We start from the raw sequence: 17,257 nt of genomic DNA on the forward strand, positions 1-17,257 counted from the left end.
TCGCTCCTTGCCTTTATTCATATGAACGCCGCCCTTCCCATCTTCTGCACCAATGGAGGCCGGCCAGACATAATATCACTATAGAAAAATATAACATTATTTCTCCGAATCTCATATCGTATCTCACATAAGGGAGGAACTCTTTTTTGACTTTGTCAAAATGCAGCAGTCCTTCAAGGCCCGACAGCCGCACGCTCCATGCCCACGGGAAGAAACGCCAGATGACATCGCCCAATCCCGTATTCATCAGCGCAGCCATTAATAAACCCGCTCCCCCTAAAAGCCCGGAAGGTCCCATGCCGTACTTTATACCGACAAAAAAAGACATCATGTAAAGCGGAATACTGCCGGCAATCAGCCACGCCCCTCCCTTTAAAAAGAGAAAGTACGGAAGGTCATTGATCTGAAGAATAAATTTCATCCCCGCCAAATAAAGACAGATGGCGAGACCTATCGATAATACATTCAACAGCAGCAACAGCAGCAGCTTGCCCGCAAAACTAACGATTTTAGAATGAGGCACCGCCAGCATCATCTGAAAATGGCCCGCCTGTTCCTCAACGGAGGCAGACATGCCGCAGACAATACTGATGATGAAAGGGTATAAAACGGCAATCGCGCTGAAGAAGCCGCTGTACAGCACATAAGGCTCCTGAATCCTTCCATACATCATATACAACAGGAAAAATCCCGCGCATACGGCCGGCACCGCCGCATGCATCCATATGAGCGGCGTGCGCTTCATTTTTAATACATCGGCCCACATAGATCTCAAAAGCACGGTCATGACCGGTTTCCCCCTTTTGCAAAAGGCACTGCGGAAATCAAACTTATTGCGATAAAAGAAAGGATCGAAAGAATAATAGCCGGAAATATCACGTTTCCGTTCAATAAGCCGCTGTCTGCGGGAAGCGGAATTCCGTTCGGATGAATCCCGAGAATCGGTGACATCACCCGGACTGACCAGCTCCACGGACTCAGCCACCACAATGAACCGGACGCCGGCACAATACCCACAACAAAGGCGGCGATCATATTCACGAGAATGACTGCCGTAAACCCGAACTGTCTGGCAATCCATAAGCACAATGGGATTTCCCAAAGCGTCGTCAGCCACAAAAGGGAGCCTGCTTCAACGCCTTTCAGCTGCAGCGCAGCAATTCCCGGAAACACAAGGCCAAGTAAAAACATGATGATGAAAAAGACGATTTGCGACAGGAGTGAATACAGCGCGATCAAGCTTATTTTTGAGAGCCATATGCTTTTTAAATCTGCCGGCAATGAGTACACCGCGCGGTCATGCGCAGATTTTTTCTCTTTTTTAACAGATAAACCGCACATTAGAGCAATCATGAGCGGCATGAAAATAACCGCCCACCAATTGAACGTGCCCGTCATAAAATAGGCGGCATTCAGCAGAAAAGAAAAAGCCGTGTTCAGAAGCGGAATCAGAATGATCAGCTTTCTGATAAATGTTCTTTTAGATGTAAGGTGTTCCGCCTGCATGTACTGAATCATTTTCCTGTCCCCGCTTTCTCCCGTGTTGATTTGACTACCTCCAGAAACAGCCGCTCCAGATCGTCTTCCCGGCTGATTTCTCCCTGATATCCCAAAATACCGTCACTGATGATTCCGATATGGTCTGCGATCTGCTCGACTTCAGATAACAGGTGGCTTGATAAAATCACCGTCATTCCCCGTGCGGGCAGGGAGCGGATAAATTCCCGCAAATCCTGAATCCCCATCGGGTCCAATCCGTTTGTCGGCTCGTCAAGAATTAAGAGCGACGGACGGTTGACTAATGCTAACGCAATGCCGAGCCGCTGTTTCATTCCCATGGAAAATTGTCCGGCGCGCTTTTTTCCGGTCCCCGTTAATCCCGTGATTTCCAGCACCTCCGCAATTCTTGAATCAGGAAGCCCGAGCATCACGCAGCGGACTTTCAGATTTTCGGCGGCTGTCAGGTTGCTGTAAAGCGGCGGCGCTTCAATCAGGGAACCGGTCTTTTTCAAATCTTCGCGCTTCCATGGATGCCCGTCGAACAGAACCTCGCCGGATGTTTGCCGCAAGATGCCGGTCAATATTTTAAGAGTTGTTGATTTTCCGGCCCCGTTCGGACCGAGCAGGCCGTATATACTGTTGCGCTTAACCGATAGAGACACATCAGCCACTGCCTGTTGTCTGCCGAATGATTTTTGCAGCTGTCTCGTTTCTAAGATGTTGCTCATATGATTACCCCTCTGCTTTGTTATTTGATATGTAAGACTTTACAGCGCAGTTATCAAAATTTAATCAAGAAATCAAAAAAAGCATCCTTCACGCGGAAGAATGCTTTTTTTCATGAGGCTGAGCGTACAAGCAGCTTTCTTTTTTGTTTTTTCACGGGGCTGAGGGCTCGTTCCAGCCACGCCATCAACAGATCTGCGGCCACCGCCATCAGCGCGGTCGGAATGGCGCCCGCCAAAATAATGGCGGTACCGTTTGTCGCGTTCGAGCCTCTGACGATCATATCCCCGAGGCCGCCTGCGCCGAAGAAGGTGCCGATTGCCGTGATGCCGATGGCAATGACGAGCGCCGTTCGAAGACCCGCCATAATGACGGAAAGCGCAAGCGGCAGCTCCACCATGCGAAGTACTTGATATTTCGTCATACCCATCGCTTTTCCCGACTCAAGATAAGCGTGCTCAATATTGATAATGCCCGTGTGCGTATTTCTGAGAATCGGCAGAAGGGAATACAAAAACAAGGCCGTAATGACCGTATTGGCGCCGAGTCCCATGACAAGCATCAGAACTGCGAGCATCGCCAGCGCCGGAACGGTTTGAATCACGTTTGCCACAGCAAACACCCAGCCGGAGAGACGCCCGTGCCTGGCTGTCACAATTCCCGCCGGAATGGCGAAAACGGCTGCGAAAACGACGCCGTACGCCGACATGAGAAAATGCCTCCAACACTCATACAGAACATAGCTGCCGTTTTGAACGTAATACGTAAACAGCTCTCTCAGCGTGTCCATCCGCACATCTCCTTTCCGTTATTCAAAGTAATGATGTTTTTCTAAATATTCCTTGGCCACGATGGACGGCTCTTTTAATTGTCCGTCAACTTCGTAATTCATTTTCTGCATCATCTTTGTATCAATCGCGCCGATCATTTGATTGATCACGCCTTCCAGTTCGGGATGCTCTTTTAATACACGATCCGGTACGACGGGTGAACAGTCGTATGGAGGAAAGAACCGCTTATCATCCTTCAGCGTTTTCAGTCCATAAGCAATGATTCTTCCGTCGGTGGAATACGCGAGCGCGATATCCATTTTCCTGCTTTTCAGCGCGTCATACACGAGGCCGATCTGCATCGGATACGTGCCTTCAAATGCCATTCCGTATGTTTTCATAAAATCCTGGTATCCGTTGCCTCTCAGCTTCATCCAATAGTTATCAACGCCGAATTTCAGATGAGACGCTTCTTTTTTGACATCGGATACCGTTTCTAAATGGTATTTGCGGGCAAGCTGTTTGGAAACGGTAAAAACGTATGTATTATCAAAGCCGTAGGAATCAAACCATTTCATATCATATCTGCTGTGAAATTCACGCTGAACGAGCCGCAGCGCTTTGTCCGGGTCTTTTTCCGGCTCCATGCGCAGCGTGCCCGTCAGCGCGTCTCCTGTATAGCGCGTAGCGGCGATATCAATATCACCGTTCTGCAAAGATTGCTGCTGTACGGCATTTGAGCCGAGGTTTTTAATAACGGTTGTCTTCAAACCGCTGTGATGTTCAATCATCTGTCCGAGCATGCTCGCGATGATTTCCGATTCGGTCATGCTTTGGGCGCCGATTTTAATGGTATCCTCCGATGCGGCGCTCAATCCCGGGAGCGAGCATCCGCCAAGGAGCAGCATGCCGATACAGGCGAATGCGAGCAGCCGTTTTTTGCATCTTTTTCCCATAGAGACCTCCTCCTTATGAAGCGTTCTTTAAGTCCTTCAGCCCGTCAGGCGTAACTTTCCGTTCCGTCATCCCCAGCGCGTAATCGACGGCGGCCGCCAAAATCGTGACCGGAACGGCGCCTGCGATAATATACTCCGGCTGGTAAAGGTTCAAGCCGATAAAAATGTAATCTCCAAGTCCGCCTCCGCCGATAAAGGAGGCGAGCGTCGCCCAGCCGATTAAATAAATCGAGGATGTCCGAATGCCCGCCATGATGACCGGGGCGGCAAGCGGGAGCTCTACAAGCCTGATCTGCTCCCATGCGGCCATGCCGATCCCTTTACCCGATTCAAGAAGATGCCGGTTGACGCCGAGAATCCCCGTATACGTGTTTCTGAGAATCGGCAGCACTGAATAGAAAAACAGCGCCGCAACGGCCGGGACCTTTCCTACCCCTAAAAGCGGAATAAAAAACGCGAGAATGGCCAGACTCGGCAAGGTTTGAATGATGTTGACGATGCCGATGACGGCGCCGGCGCCTCTTTTCATCCTCGTCAGCAGTACGCCGAGCGGCACGGCGGCGAGAATGCCCGCCATGACGGCGATTAATGAGATGTACAGGTGCTCCCATGTTTTATAAAGCAGCTCTCCGCCGTTTGCCTGTAAAAATTGCACGGTCTCATTCATAAAAATTAATCCTCCTCATGACATTACCGCAAGCTGATTCTCTTCTCCCCAAATGGAGTCATAGACGATGTCAACGAGGCTGGCCCTTGTCACGATTCCCGTTAAACGGCCGGCGTCATCAATGACGGGCACAAATTTCATGCCTCTTTTTAAAATTTTATGAACGGCGTCGCGAAGCAGGGTGCCGCTTCTGACCGTGTACAGGTCCCGCTCAAGCACTTCCGCGACGAGTGCCGCCTGTTTTCGTTTGCGGTCAATCATTTCCACATCGACATAACCTTGGAGAACGTTCTTCTCATCAATGACGAGCAGCGAATCCACCCGCTCGGCGCGCATCAGCTGAATGGCGGCTGACAGCGTTTTCTCAGGTGTTATCGTTACAGGATCGGGATTCATGATCTGCTCCACCCGTTCAATATCAGGGCTGGATGATTGGATCAGCCGTTCCTTGCCGATAAACTCCTCTACAAATTCATTCGCCGGAAATCTGAGAATTTCATCGGGCGTTCCGGCCTGGACGATTTCTCCCGCTTTCAAAATGACGATTCTATCCGCAAGCTTGATGGCTTCGTCCATATCATGGGTAACAAATACGATGGTTTTATGTAAGGTTTTTTGCAGTTTTTTAAATTCTTCCTGAAGGGAATCCCTCGTAATCGGGTCAAGCGCCCCGAACGGTTCATCCATTAAGATAAGCGGCGGCTCTGCGGCAAGTGCCCGTAATACACCTATTCGCTGCTGCTGTCCTCCGCTCAGTTCATGAGGGTAACGGTCTAAATATTCAGGCCCCATATCAACGAGCTTTAGAAGCTCCCGCGCCCGTTCCTTCCGTTTGTCGGCAGGATGCTTTAAAAGCTTCGGAACGAGAGTAATGTTCTGCTGAATGGTCATATGCGGAAACAGCCCGATCTGCTGAATGACATAGCCGATGCTTCTTCTGAGTTCCACCGGGTCTTGTTCCATAATGTTCCGGCCTTCAATCAAGATTCTGCCTTCGGACGGTTCAATTAAGCGGTTAATCATTTTCATCGTCGTCGTTTTGCCGCAGCCGCTCGGTCCGATAAAACAAATAAATTCGCCCTTATCGATATTCAGATTGATGCTGTTGACTGCTTTTTTTCCGCCTTTATACGTTTTGGAGACATTTTCTAATGTCAGCAAATACCCACACCTCCACAATTAAGTTTATTCAATTTGTTAAATTCGTATTTAACTTTTCAGACAATTGAACGTTTCCCATTATAAATTAAACTTTATAAAATAAAAAGTTTACAATTTGTCCATATTATATATAAAGTATGTGTAAGCGCTGATTTACCCGTATTGACCGGCAAAGTTCTTCTTATTGCTTCGAATTACTTCCAAATTCTCTCGTAAGAGCATTTCCGCCGGTTTAAAAATATGGTATATTGACATCGGAATTGCTGACTGAAAGGATTGAAACTGTTGGAGAAAGATCCGTTACATGTAATCGAACAAGCTGAAGATCATTTGATCGAACGAATCGCTGAAAATATGCATACATTCGGGATGCCCGCGACAGTGGGGCGCATTTTAGGCATTATTTATATGAACCGCAAGCCGATGACCTTAACTGAATTATCAGAAGCGACCGGCATGAGCAAAACGAGAATGAGCCAGGCAGTCCGAGAAATGCTTGATGTCAATCTGGCGGAAAAAGTGTTTGAAAAAGGCGTCCGCAAAGATTTATACGATGTCGAGCAGGATTATTACCAAACCTTTATTACGCTGTTTACGGCCACATGGAGCAAGGTCGTCAGCAAAAATAAAATGATGCATAAAAAGCTGAACCGCGAACTGACAGCCGCCCTTGAAAACGGCGTGCCGGAAGAAGCTGAGGAAAAAATCAACGAACTGCTGAAAGAATTAAAGGATTGGCTTGATTACTACAATTGGATCAGCCGTCTGATCGAGTTTTTCGAAAGCGAAGAAATTTTCAAGCACGTTCCGAAGCCATAAGAAAAAACGCCCTGACCCGCAAGGCGTTTTTTTCTTATGCCGCATTCGGCGCTTTGGTTCGTTTTTTCTTCTTCACCGGGCTAAGCGACCGCTCCAGCCACGCCATCACAAGATCTGCGATAACGGCCATCAGCGCCGTCGGAATGGCGCCGGCTAAAATAATCGCGGTGCCGTTCGTGGCGTTTGATCCCCTGACAATGATGTCACCGAGTCCGCCCGCGCCGACAAACGTTCCGATTGCCGTAATGCCGATCGCGATCACAAGCGCCGTCCGCAGCCCCGCCATAATGACGGAAAGCGCAAGGGGAAGCTCCACCATGCGGAGCACTTGAAATTTGGTCATGCCCATCGCTTTTCCCGATTCAAGATAAGCGTGTTCAATGCTGGCGATTCCCGTGTACGTATTCCGGATGATCGGAAGAAGCGAATATAAAAACAGCGACAAAATCACCGTATTGGCACCTAGCCCCATGACGAGCATCAGCACCGCAAGCATCGCAAGCGCCGGCACGGTCTGAATCACGTTTGTCACCGCGAATACCCAGCCGCTTAATTTTCTGTATCTGGCAATGAAGATGCCAAGCGGAATCCCAACGATCGCCGCAAATAAAACGCCGTATACCGACATGAGAAAATGGCGGTAAAACTCCTGAAGCACATAGGCGCCGTTTTGAGAATAATAAGTGCCGAGCTGCTGCAGCACTTCCATTTGCCCCACCTCATTTCTTATTCAAAATAATGATGTTTCTCCAAAAATTCTTTAGCCACGACGGACGGTTCTTTCAGCTTGCCGTCCACCTCGTAATTCAATTCCTGCATCGTTTCCGTATCGATTTTGCCGATCAGTTTATTCACAATGCCCTTCAGTTCCGGATGCTGTTTCAGCACGCTGTCGGGAATGACCGGCGAACAGTCATACGGCGGGAAAAATTGCTTGTCGTCTTTTAAAATTTTCAGATCGTACGCTTTAATCCGTCCGTCCGTTGAATAGGCGAGGACGGCGTCCATTTTTCCGTTTTTCACGGCATCGTATACAAGTCCGATCTGCATCGGATAGGTTGTGCCGAATTCGAAGCCGTACGTGTCGGTAAAGCCCTTATAGCCGTCGCCCTTCCGTTTCAGCCACGCATTGTCTACGCCGAGCTTAAATTGATCCGCATACTTTTTAATGTCAGACACTTTGTCTAAATGGTCTTTTTCCGCAAGCTCTTTCGAGACGGTAAAAGCGTATGTGTTTTCAAATCCGTAAGAATCAAACCATTTGTAATGGAAGCGTTTCTCAAATTCTTTCTGAACGATAGATAACGCTTTTTTCGGGTCTTTTTCCGCTTCCATGCCGAGGGTGCTTGTCAAATCTGTTCCTGAGTAGCGCGTCGCAGCGATATCGATTTCACCGCCGAGCATCGCCTGCTGCTGGACATAGTTCGATCCGAGGTTTTTAATTAATGCCGTATTTAAGTCTGTATTATGCTCAATCATCTGTGCAAGCATATTGGCGATAATTTCGGATTCCGTTATGCTTTGCGCCCCGATTTTGATCGTATCATCGGAGGCTCCGCTAAGCCCCGGCAGAGAACAGCCGCCTAAAAGCAGAGCAGCCGAAAGCGCCAGCGCGCACATCCATCTCGTTTGTTTTCTTTTCAAAACAGCCAACTCCTTATGATACTTCCTTCAATCCTTTCAGCCCTTTCGGCGTCACCTTCCGTTCCGTCACCGCAAGCAGATAATCAATGATAATGGCTAAAATGGTGACAGGCACGGCGCCGCCTATAATATATTCAGGCTGATAGAGGTTCAGGCCGATAAAAATATAGTCTCCGAGTCCGCCGCCTCCGATAAAAGAAGCAAGCGTCGCCCAGCCGATCAGATAAATGGTGGATGTGCGGATGCCCGCCATGATCACCGGAATGGCAAGCGGCAGTTCCACAAGCCTGATCTGCTCCCAGACGGTCATCCCAATGCCCTTTCCCGATTCTAATAGATTTTTGTTTACGCCTTGAATGCCGGTGTATGTGTTTCGGAGAATCGGCAGCACCGAATAGAAAAACAGCGCGACGATCGCCGGCATCTTTCCCACCCCTAACAGCGGGATAAAAAACGCCAGTATCGCAAGACTCGGCAAGGTCTGCACAATGTTGACGGCGCCGATGACGGCGCCTGCGCCCTTTTTCATCCTCGTCAGCGCCACTCCGAGCGGTACGGCGACGAGAATGCCTAATATGACGGCGATGATCGAAATGTATAAATGCTCCCACGTTTTATATAACAGTTCTCCGCCGTTCGTCTGCAAAAACTTGATCATTTCATTCATTGTAAGAGTTCCTCCCCTGTCAGCCTGTCACCAGCTGGTCTTCCTCGCCCCAGATTGAATCGTAAACGATGTCGACAAGGCTCGCTCTCGTGACAATCCCGACTAAATGCCTTTGTTCATCAACAACGGGTACATATTTCATTCCCCGCTTTAAAATTTTGCGTACGGTATCGCGAAGCAGTGTACCCTGCTCGACCGTATACAGATCAGAGCGGAGCACGTCGCCGACGAGGCTCGCTTTTTTCCGGTTCTGATCGATGATTTCGACATCAACATATCCTTGCAGCACATTCAGGTCATCAACGACAAGCAGGGAATCGACACGGTGTTCCCGCATCACCTGTATCGCGTGCGAAAGCGTTTTGTCCGCCGTAACGGTGACAGGCTTTTTGTTCATCATCTGCTCGACGCGTTCAATGTCCGGTCTTGATTGCAATAACCGTTCTTTGCCGATAAATTCTTCGACAAACTCATTAGCCGGATTTCTGAGAATGTCATCAGGCGTGCCGGCCTGAACGATCTCTCCCGCTTTTAAAATGACAATCCGGTCAGCCAGCTTAATCGCTTCATCCATATCGTGGGTCACAAACACAATCGTTTTATTCAACGTTCTTTGCAGTTTTTTGAATTCTTCCTGAAGCGAATCACGCGTAATCGGATCAAGCGCTCCGAACGGTTCATCCATGAGAATAAGAGGCGGTTCCGCCGCCAGGGCGCGCAGCACGCCGATTCTCTGCTGCTGTCCGCCGCTCAGTTCGTGAGGATAGCGGTCTAAATATTCCGGGCCCATATCGACGAGCTTCAATAGCTCACGCGCCCGTTCCTTCCGCTTTTGTTCCGGCCATTTCAGCAGTTTCGGCACGAGGGAAATGTTCTGCTGAATGGTCATATGGGGGAAAAGTCCGATCTGCTGAATGACGTAGCCGATTTTCCGTCTCAGCTCCACAGGATCTTGCTCCATGATATTTTCGCCATCGATGAAAATCTTTCCTGATGACGGCTCAATCAGTCTGTTAATCATTTTCATCGTCGTTGTTTTACCGCAGCCGCTCGGCCCGATAAAACAAATAAACTCGCCTTTTTCGATCGTTAAATCAATGCTGTTGACAGCTTTTTTACCGCCTTTATAGACTTTTGAAACATTTTCTAATCTCAGCAATCCGTGCACCTCCGAAGGGTTCCGTTATTTTTCTGAAAAGTATAATCTTTATTATAAGATGAAATTTATAAAATAAAAAGTTTACAATGTGTTGAAATTATATATAATATACGTATTATTTCATGTTATCCCGCTGACAATGCGGACGTTCTTACAATCTCTCCCGATAGCTCGCATATCCTGCCGCATTGTCTTTTTCAACAACTGTAAAAAATATGATATATTGTCTCCATGAAAAGCCAGTGAAGGGATGATCAGCTGTGGAAAAAAACGCTCTTGATATCATCAGGCATGCTGAAGAGCATCTCATTGAGAGAATCGCCGAGAATATGCATACATTCGGAATGCCGGCCACCCTCGGGCGTGTGCTCGGTATTATTTATATGAACCGCAAGCCGATGACGTTAAATGAGCTGTCAGAGGCGACCGGAATGAGCAAAACGAGAATGAGCCAGGTAGTCCGTGAGATGACCGATGCCAATCTGGCTGAAAAAGTGTTTGAAAAAGGCGTTCGGAAAGATCTTTACGACGTGGAGCGTGATTATTACCAGACGTTTATCTCCCTGTTTACGGCAAATTGGACAAAGACGGTCAGCAAAAACAAAATGCTGTATAAAAAGCTGAACCGCGAACTGACTGAGCTTCTGGAATCGGAAAACCTCAGTCCCGGCGTTGAAGAAAAAGCCCGTCAGCTGTTGGACGAACTGACGGACTGGCTCCATTATTATGACTGGCTGAGCCGTTTGATAGAATTTTTTGAGAGTGAAGAAGTGTTTCAGCATGTGCCGAAAATAGAAAAAAGCAGCCCCCGAACATAACCGGGCGCTGCTTTTTTCAGTTCAGGAAACCAATATCGGAAACATGCCTTTCAGGCCGGCGCCGATCATGCCGATCGCCACCACCGCCAAAATCAGTCCCATCAGCCGGGTAATGACGTTCATTTCGGTTTTCCCGAGCTTGTTGCTGATGAAGGATGAATAGTGAAAGAATATGAACGTCATCGCGATGACGGCCGCAATGCCGATAAGCACGCTGATGTAATGGAAGATGCCGCCATGGCCGGCCGACAGGCTCATGACCGTTGCGATCGTACCGGGACCGGCAATAATCGGAATCGACAATGGCGTCACGGAAATATCGGCTTTCTCCTTGCTTTCCCCTTTCTCTTCATGGTGAAGGGACTGGACATGGGATTGTTTCGCGTTCAAAAGATTATAAGCGATGCCGAAAATAAAAATGCCGCCCGCGATACGTAAAGCATGAATGTTAATGTCGAACAGTTTAAAGATCAGATGGCCGAAGATTAAAAAGGCCGCCAAGATGATAAACGACAGCACGGAAGCCTTGCGTGCGATCGCTGTCCGTTCTTTCTCCGGGTACCCCTCTGTCAGCGAAAGAAAGATCGGCACGTTTCCGATGGGATTGGACACTGCAAACAGGGAAATGAAGACATGAATGATAAATGAAAACATGCGTACCTCCTTATGGCTTGCCATTATTGGTTTATGTTTTGTTTTCCGCTGTTTCTTATGCATGATTCTTACCCGGAGGTCTGATTTTTGTAACCTCAGCCGGCCGATCCGGAAAAAGAAAAAAACCGCCCTGATCAGGACGGTTTTTTTCCATGTGCTATCTCCATAAATGTTTGCCGAATTTCAACAGCCGATAAAGCATTTTTAATTTTTTAAGCATCTGTTAATTTCCTCTATCACTCCGAATCAATAGTTCCATTAAAATTCTACCATAATGGGCACTTTTTCTCTATTATCAAATAACAAAGACATTGAATTGTATATCTTTAGAAATCTCCGTTACATCCGTCCTATTTTCTTTTATAATGTAAATATTGAACAAAATCCCTATATTTCATGTAAAAGGAGTTTTATAATGTATTGTCCTCAATGCGGCCATCAAACGGATGGCGGAAAGTTTTGTGAAAAGTGCGGGGCGCCCCAGCCCGGACAGGGAGGCGCAGGCCAGATGCAGGGCCAGGGCGCGCAGGCCGGGGCCGCCGCTAAGCAGGCTTCAAAGCAATTTGCCTTATTCGTGCTTGATGTTTTAAAGAAACCGTATCAGACATGTAAAACGACAGGCGGCGAACAGCTTGTCAGCAGCATCATCAACATGGTGCTTTTCTGCCTGGTGCCGCCGATTATGCTGTATATTCTTTTATCAGACGGCTTTCGTGACGTCAGTTTTACCGCAGTTGTGATCAAACCGGCGCTTACCTTTGCATTATGCGTTTTCTGCTTATATCTTTTGATTTTTATCGCTTTAAAAGCAGGCGGCGCGCAGGTGTCGTTTAAAGATTCGCTGTCCAGATTCGGAGCATTTTTGATTCCGTTTACAGCTATTTTGCTTCTCGCACTCATTTTTATGCTGCTGCACACAACCGTTTGCTTTACCATTCTGGTCGTCGGTCTTTTAGGAGCGGCGTTTGCCGTGCCCCCGCTCATGCTGGCGAGCTATCAGCATCAGCTTACGGCTAAGGCGGATATCACTTATTTTGTTATCGTCATCTATTTGATCATTTGCGTAACCTTTCAATTCACGATCAAGCATTATATAAAAGAACTCATGAATTATTTTTTCTTTTAAAAACGGAAATCCCCGCTGCCTGAGTGGCGCGGGGATTTTTTTATTGAATGGATGTTAAATAAATTCTTCCGTCTTTCACAACGCCGCCATACGTCCAATTGTATGTTCTGAGCTTTGGACTGCCGCCGGTTTTCGTAATATAAAACTCCTCGTACGTATGAATCGTCAGATGGGAACCGTTCTGCGAAAAGCTTTTTACATTTACTTCATTAAATACTTCTGTCGTTCCCTCGCTGTGCAGTTTTTTGACGAGTTTCTGCTGATCAGCATACAAAGGGCTTCCCTCTTCTAAATTACCCGCCATGATGGCAAAATTGTTAAGGCTGACAGCGCTTGATTGGTTTGTCAGGTAATCAACCATAAACGATGTGACTTGTTCATTTGTGAGGCTGCCTGAAGCTGTGTTTCCTTTGGATGATGCCCATGCGGATGTGTAGGTCTTCGGCTGGTCGTTTTTTATTTTTTTCACATTTGTCCCAGAAGAATCTGAGGCTGGATCAGCTTTTTCAAAAACCCATTTTTTATGTTTTGTATCATATGAGAGTACATAATGAAAGCTCGGTTCCGCCTCTTCCATATCAGGTTTCGTATTCCCGTCGAAATACGCCGACTGATGGAGCTCTTTACCTGTAACGGTTACTTGCCAGCGGCCGTTCTCTTGAGAAATCGCAAATGAATCAAGATCAAAGCTTGTCTCTTTATACTGATCTTTCAAAAAAGTGCCGGAACTCTTCATGCCTGAAACCACTTCTTTCGTCTGCTCTTTCCACGCTGAACCGGCCTCGGTCATCTGATCAGTATTTCCGTCTGCCATGGCTTTCGTATACTGCTTCGTTGTTTTGACAATCGTGTCCATGATTGTTTTTTGTGTATCTTGATCCGGGATAAGCGTTAATTCCATATCAGTACTGTTGATCGGAACATCGGCGGTTTTCGTTTGCCCCCAAGGAAAATCAGCCTCCACGGCTGCTGTCATGGAACCGTCAGTTAAGAGCGGGCCGTATGTAACCGATGTAAAAGGATCTTTATGAACGGATTTGCCATTTATCAGCAGATCGCCTTTTGCGTTTTTGAAGCTGTCTGCCGGAGTAAACGTCACATCCTCGGCGTCCAGCGGCAGGTTAAACTCAACATTCCGGCTGCCGGCTGCCTCCGCCTCTTGCTTTTTGACAACATCAACTGTATCATTTTTCAGCTTGGCTTCCGCCGTATAGACACCCGGTGCGTAGGGGCCGAATGTTTGGGTGTCATCGGCTTTTTTGACCGTGCCTGTTTTCTCGCTGTTGATATAAAGATCGGCGCCTTTATAATTGCTTGTGATGCGGAAATAAACCGGGTCTACTTTCAGCTCGTAATGGTCAAACAAGAGAAGGGTTTTTCCCTCCTTTTTGACGTATACGGCATCTTTTTCCGACGAATCGCCGCGAAGCGATGCCAGCAGTTCATCGTGTTTCTTTGCGTATGCAAGGAGCGGTTTGACATTGGTCTCATTCAGCTTCAGTTTTTTGTCTGAAGGGGTGAGAAGGGCTGCGAGCTTTTTCGTGTCTCCGTCATGAACCGCCTGTTCGAATTGATCCGTGAGCCTTTTTTCAGATGTCAGCCAGGCTCCGGTTTTATATGCGGCAATCAATAAGATCAGCGCTGCAGCGATGCCTCCCCATAGGAAGAGCGTTTTTTTAGGAATGGGCTTTCTCGGCTGTGATGCAGGTTCAGCCGCTTTTTCAGCCGTCTGTCGGCTTCCTTTCCCGATCGGCTTTCCGCATTCTTTACAGAAACGCGCCTCTTCATTGTTCTGCTGGCCGCAATACTTACAAAAAAACATGACTTTCCTCCTATTCAATCTGCAAAACTTGTATAACTTTTCCTATGTTTCATATTTTATAATAAAGTAGAATGATTTTGGAGTTATTTTGAAAAAATAGCTGTCGATCACAATGAAGGAGGAGAAACAGACATGCAAAAATTGAGCATCCGAAAAGCCGGAGAGCCGGATGAAGCACTGTATGAATTACTGCTGCTGGCCGATCCGTCGCGGGAGATTGTCGATGATTATCTTGCAAGAGGCGAGTGCTATACGGCTTGGGCATCAGACGAGCTTGCAGGGGTTTATGTCTTATTGCAAACAAGGCCTAAAACGATAGAAATCGTAAACATCGCAGTAAAAGAATCGCTGCAGAACAGGGGATTCGGAAAGCTTCTGGTGCGGGATGCCATTGAAAAAGCAAGACAATCGGGAGCTGACACGATTGAAATCGGCACTGGAAATTCGAGTATTCATCAGCTGTCACTCTATCAAAAATGCGGATTCCGCATTCAGGCTGTCGACCATGATTTTTTTATCAGACATTATGATGAAGACATTTTTGAAAACGGCATTCAATGCCGGGATATGATAAGGCTTTATATGGACTTATGATAAAAAGGGGCGCCGGCTGATATCGGCGCCCCTTCGTATAAAGTTCAGACAGATTGATCCGCTTGTTTCTCTGTATTTCTTTGACTCCCTTGCCTGACTGATAAAATAGCAAAAACGACTATAAGGGTCAGTCCGACCGCTGCGTAAACATAGTCCGCATTCATCAACAGCAGAAGCCCTGTGTAGACAGCGGCCGACAGCGGTTCTCCCATTTTTACAATTGAAAAAATCAGTGCAAAGACTCTTCCGAAATATGCGGCCGGAACCGTCTTTTGGAAATACAGCACCGTTTGCACATCAATATACGAGATGATGATGCCAAGCACCAGGAAGATGATGCACTCAAACCCATGAAGGGGGAAAAACAGGAGCATAATGAGCAGCCCCGCTGCCGTTAACGTCCGCGGGTACAGCCGGTTCAAGCGTTTTGTATTCCATTTGAAAAATACGGCCAGATTGCCCAAAAGCATTCCCGCCTGAAACATTGAATACATGACGGCAAACCATACAGAATAGTTCTGCTGAAAACGCTCCACAGCAAGAATCGGCCCCATTACTGAAATGAAACCGGCAATGACGAGGTTCACGACGAAAAAGTATCCGACCGATGTCAGCCATGCCGTATTTCCTTTCAGCATTCTGTATCCGGCTTTTAGATCTTCAGCGCCGCTGCTTTTTTCACCGGGCTGTTCTGAAATACGAATGAATGTGATCAATACCGCGGAGATAAAAAAAGCAGTTCCGTTTATGGCAAACAGAAGTCCGAACGGAACAGCCGCAATCATGATACCGCTGATCAATTTTCCGACAATCAGTCCGATCAAGTCACTCGTATTGATCAGAGATGTCGCCTGATCAAGATGCTGTTTGCGGACGAGCAGCGGAATGATGGCGACTTTCGCCGGAGCAAACAGCATCGATTGCAGTGATAAACAAAATGCGCACACCCCGGCAATCCACACGGTTAATAAATCGTTCGCGCTGAGCACCGCCAAGAGGATCATAATGACGGCACGGCCCGTGTTGCACAAATACAAGATCGACTTTTTTCGGAATAAATCAATCAGCGGTCCGGCCAGCACTCCGAATGTCAACGGCACGAGTTCGATAAAAGAGATAACACCGACAAGAATTTTGCTGCCGGTCAATTCTAATACTAACAGCGGCAGGGCAATGAGCCAGACACCGTCCGCCGCTGAAGAAAACACCTGGGCACACCAAAGCTTTGCATAGTTCGGTGTTCGATACGTCATATCAGGCCCTTTTTTGATCCTCATCAGAAACACCGCCGAACCATTCCAGCGTTCTCCATGATTCACGTCTTTTTGTATAATCCTTTTCCATTACCTCAAATACAATGCCGGTATCTTGATCCCGATAAAGCTCCTGCAAAGTATCGGCAGCCCGTCTGAGCAGCTCTTCAGCGATTGTCCCTTCACGCGGATGGCGGCCCTCCAAGCAGCGGACATCACCATGCGGGAACGCCAGCTGGCGAAATGAGCTGAAGTGATAATGCTTAATGCTCTCTTTTATCGAAAGAAACTGAAAGAAATCCGGGTATCTCAGCTGGTCATTTCTGAACATAAGCGCTGAAGACAAGTGAGTCTGATAGGTAATCGCCCAGTGGCACAGATCCCACGTAATACCGACATGCTTCAGATCCAGCTGAACCAGTTCTGTAAAATCTTCAGGATAAATGAAAATCGGATCAAAATCCTCTCCCAGATTCCCGATGATCGGAAGGTTTTCCACACCGATCCAAATGTCCGTTCCTTTCAGCTGCTCATCAAACTCTGCGAAAAATTCAACAATTTTTTTGCGGTTGCCCTCCAGGTCATAGACTTGAAATTCTTCAACCGTCATAAATTGATTCGCATGGACGGTTATGCCTTTGGCGCCGTATTTAACAGCAAGCTCCGCAAAGTGATAAAGCTGTTTTTTAATTTGCTCTTCATGCACATAATCGGCGTGATCTGTCGGGAAATGCAGCGTCAATAATGAAGGATCAAGCTGTTTTGCATATTCCAGCGTCTGATTGAATGTTTTGCTGTAATCCGCTTCCTCAAAGGAATGGCCGTCAAAAATATTCGCTTCCAGACCGTATCCCGCTTCCACCCATTTTTCATCGATTTGCTTCGGATCAAGTCCGAAAAACGGAATTTGAGCAATCATAG

The 17,257-nt window shown here is 47.4% G+C and carries 19 protein-coding genes; 4 read left to right on the plus strand and 15 right to left on the minus strand.

The genetic code is table 11. The features are described from left to right. Positions 1-13: 13 nt before the first annotated feature. The 7 genes from ACW5MY_RS16060 to ACW5MY_RS16090 all read right to left on the minus strand — a co-directional run bounded on the left by ACW5MY_RS16060 (position 14) and on the right by ACW5MY_RS16090 (position 5,780). Complete coding sequence (locus ACW5MY_RS16060; protein WP_014472273.1) at positions 14-787, minus strand: lantibiotic immunity ABC transporter MutG family permease subunit; 774 nt, start codon at positions 785-787, stop codon at positions 14-16. Continuing rightward, positions 784-1,518 (minus strand): lantibiotic immunity ABC transporter MutE/EpiE family permease subunit, encoded by a 735-nt coding sequence (locus tag ACW5MY_RS16065; RefSeq protein WP_014472274.1) that lies wholly within the window; start codon positions 1,516-1,518, stop codon positions 784-786. The genes ACW5MY_RS16060 and ACW5MY_RS16065 overlap by 4 nt, the downstream gene beginning before the upstream one ends. After that, positions 1,515-2,228, minus strand: a complete 714-nt coding sequence (locus ACW5MY_RS16070) for a lantibiotic protection ABC transporter ATP-binding protein (RefSeq protein ID WP_014472275.1) — start codon at positions 2,226-2,228, stop codon at positions 1,515-1,517. Before ACW5MY_RS16070 ends, ACW5MY_RS16065 begins: the two co-directional genes overlap by 4 nt. Positions 2,229-2,338: 110 nt before the next feature. Then, a complete protein-coding gene (locus ACW5MY_RS16075) occupies positions 2,339-3,016 on the minus strand; it encodes an ABC transporter permease (protein WP_014472276.1) in 678 nt (225 codons plus the stop codon). 18 nt (positions 3,017-3,034) lie between these two features. Next, entirely contained in the window at positions 3,035-3,952 is a 918-nt protein-coding gene (locus ACW5MY_RS16080; protein WP_014471040.1) for an osmoprotectant ABC transporter substrate-binding protein, read from the minus strand. Positions 3,953-3,965: 13 nt separating this feature from the next. Continuing rightward, entirely contained in the window at positions 3,966-4,619 is a 654-nt protein-coding gene (locus tag ACW5MY_RS16085; protein WP_014471041.1) for an ABC transporter permease, read from the minus strand. A 15-nt stretch (positions 4,620-4,634) separates the two neighbouring features. Next, entirely contained in the window at positions 4,635-5,780 is a 1,146-nt protein-coding gene (locus tag ACW5MY_RS16090) for a betaine/proline/choline family ABC transporter ATP-binding protein (protein ID WP_013353639.1), read from the minus strand. 285 nt (positions 5,781-6,065) lie between these two features. Between ACW5MY_RS16090 and ACW5MY_RS16095 the strand changes: the two genes are divergently transcribed. After that, positions 6,066-6,599 (plus strand): GbsR/MarR family transcriptional regulator, encoded by a 534-nt coding sequence (locus ACW5MY_RS16095; RefSeq protein WP_013353640.1) that lies wholly within the window; start codon positions 6,066-6,068, stop codon positions 6,597-6,599. Between the two features lie 34 nt (positions 6,600-6,633). Here ACW5MY_RS16095 and opuCD read toward each other — a convergent pair whose 3' ends face one another. Genes opuCD through opuCA form a run of 4 tightly spaced genes read right to left on the minus strand, consistent with a single transcriptional unit; the run spans position 6,634 to position 10,069 of the window. Beyond that, positions 6,634-7,308, minus strand: coding sequence for a glycine betaine/carnitine/choline/choline sulfate ABC transporter permease OpuCD (gene opuCD / locus ACW5MY_RS16100; protein ID WP_013353641.1), 675 nt, complete (start codon positions 7,306-7,308; stop codon positions 6,634-6,636). A gap of 17 nt (positions 7,309-7,325) precedes the next feature. After that, on the minus strand, positions 7,326-8,219 hold the full coding sequence (gene opuCC, locus ACW5MY_RS16105; protein ID WP_088030699.1) for an osmoprotectant ABC transporter substrate-binding lipoprotein OpuCC: 894 nt from the start codon (positions 8,217-8,219) through the stop codon (positions 7,326-7,328). Between the two features lie 37 nt (positions 8,220-8,256). Continuing rightward, positions 8,257-8,910 carry an ABC transporter permease gene (locus ACW5MY_RS16110; RefSeq protein WP_013353643.1) on the minus strand — a complete coding sequence of 218 codons (654 nt, stop codon included), beginning with the start codon at positions 8,908-8,910 and terminating at the stop codon, positions 8,257-8,259. Between the two features lie 19 nt (positions 8,911-8,929). After that, complete coding sequence (gene opuCA, locus ACW5MY_RS16115; RefSeq protein ID WP_013353644.1) at positions 8,930-10,069, minus strand: osmoprotectant ABC transporter ATP-binding protein OpuCA; 1,140 nt, start codon at positions 10,067-10,069, stop codon at positions 8,930-8,932. Between the two features lie 260 nt (positions 10,070-10,329). Here opuCA and ACW5MY_RS16120 point away from each other — a divergent pair, with 260 nt between their 5' ends. After that, entirely contained in the window at positions 10,330-10,887 is a 558-nt protein-coding gene (locus tag ACW5MY_RS16120; protein ID WP_013353645.1) for a GbsR/MarR family transcriptional regulator, read from the plus strand. Between the two features lie 21 nt (positions 10,888-10,908). On the opposite strand, the gene ACW5MY_RS16125 is transcribed toward ACW5MY_RS16120, so the two are convergent. Continuing rightward, on the minus strand, positions 10,909-11,541 hold the full coding sequence (locus ACW5MY_RS16125; RefSeq protein ID WP_014471043.1) for an NAAT family transporter: 633 nt from the start codon (positions 11,539-11,541) through the stop codon (positions 10,909-10,911). 415 nt (positions 11,542-11,956) lie between these two features. On the opposite strand from ACW5MY_RS16125, the gene ACW5MY_RS16130 reads away from it, so the two are divergent. Then, entirely contained in the window at positions 11,957-12,667 is a 711-nt protein-coding gene (locus ACW5MY_RS16130; RefSeq protein ID WP_013353647.1) for a hypothetical protein, read from the plus strand. Positions 12,668-12,707: 40 nt separating this feature from the next. Here the strand turns inward: ACW5MY_RS16130 and ACW5MY_RS16135 are convergent, their stop codons facing one another. Continuing rightward, the gene (locus ACW5MY_RS16135) at positions 12,708-14,489 is read right to left on the minus strand and encodes a zinc ribbon domain-containing protein (protein ID WP_013353648.1); all 1,782 of its coding nucleotides are present in this window, start codon (positions 14,487-14,489) and stop codon (positions 12,708-12,710) included. A 132-nt stretch (positions 14,490-14,621) separates the two neighbouring features. On the opposite strand from ACW5MY_RS16135, the gene ACW5MY_RS16140 reads away from it, so the two are divergent. Further along, positions 14,622-15,083: a GNAT family N-acetyltransferase gene (locus ACW5MY_RS16140; protein WP_013353649.1), complete on the plus strand. Its 462-nt coding sequence runs from the start codon at positions 14,622-14,624 to the stop codon at positions 15,081-15,083. Between the two features lie 44 nt (positions 15,084-15,127). On the opposite strand, the gene ACW5MY_RS16145 is transcribed toward ACW5MY_RS16140, so the two are convergent. Further along, positions 15,128-16,360, minus strand: a complete 1,233-nt coding sequence (locus tag ACW5MY_RS16145) for an MFS transporter (RefSeq protein ID WP_014471047.1) — start codon at positions 16,358-16,360, stop codon at positions 15,128-15,130. Next, on the minus strand, positions 16,338-17,255 hold the full coding sequence (locus ACW5MY_RS16150) for a TIM barrel protein (protein ID WP_013353651.1): 918 nt from the start codon (positions 17,253-17,255) through the stop codon (positions 16,338-16,340). Before ACW5MY_RS16150 ends, ACW5MY_RS16145 begins: the two co-directional genes overlap by 23 nt. Between the last annotated feature and the right edge of the window lie 2 nt (positions 17,256-17,257).

This window comes from Bacillus sp. Bwzl_19, assembly GCF_054900515.1.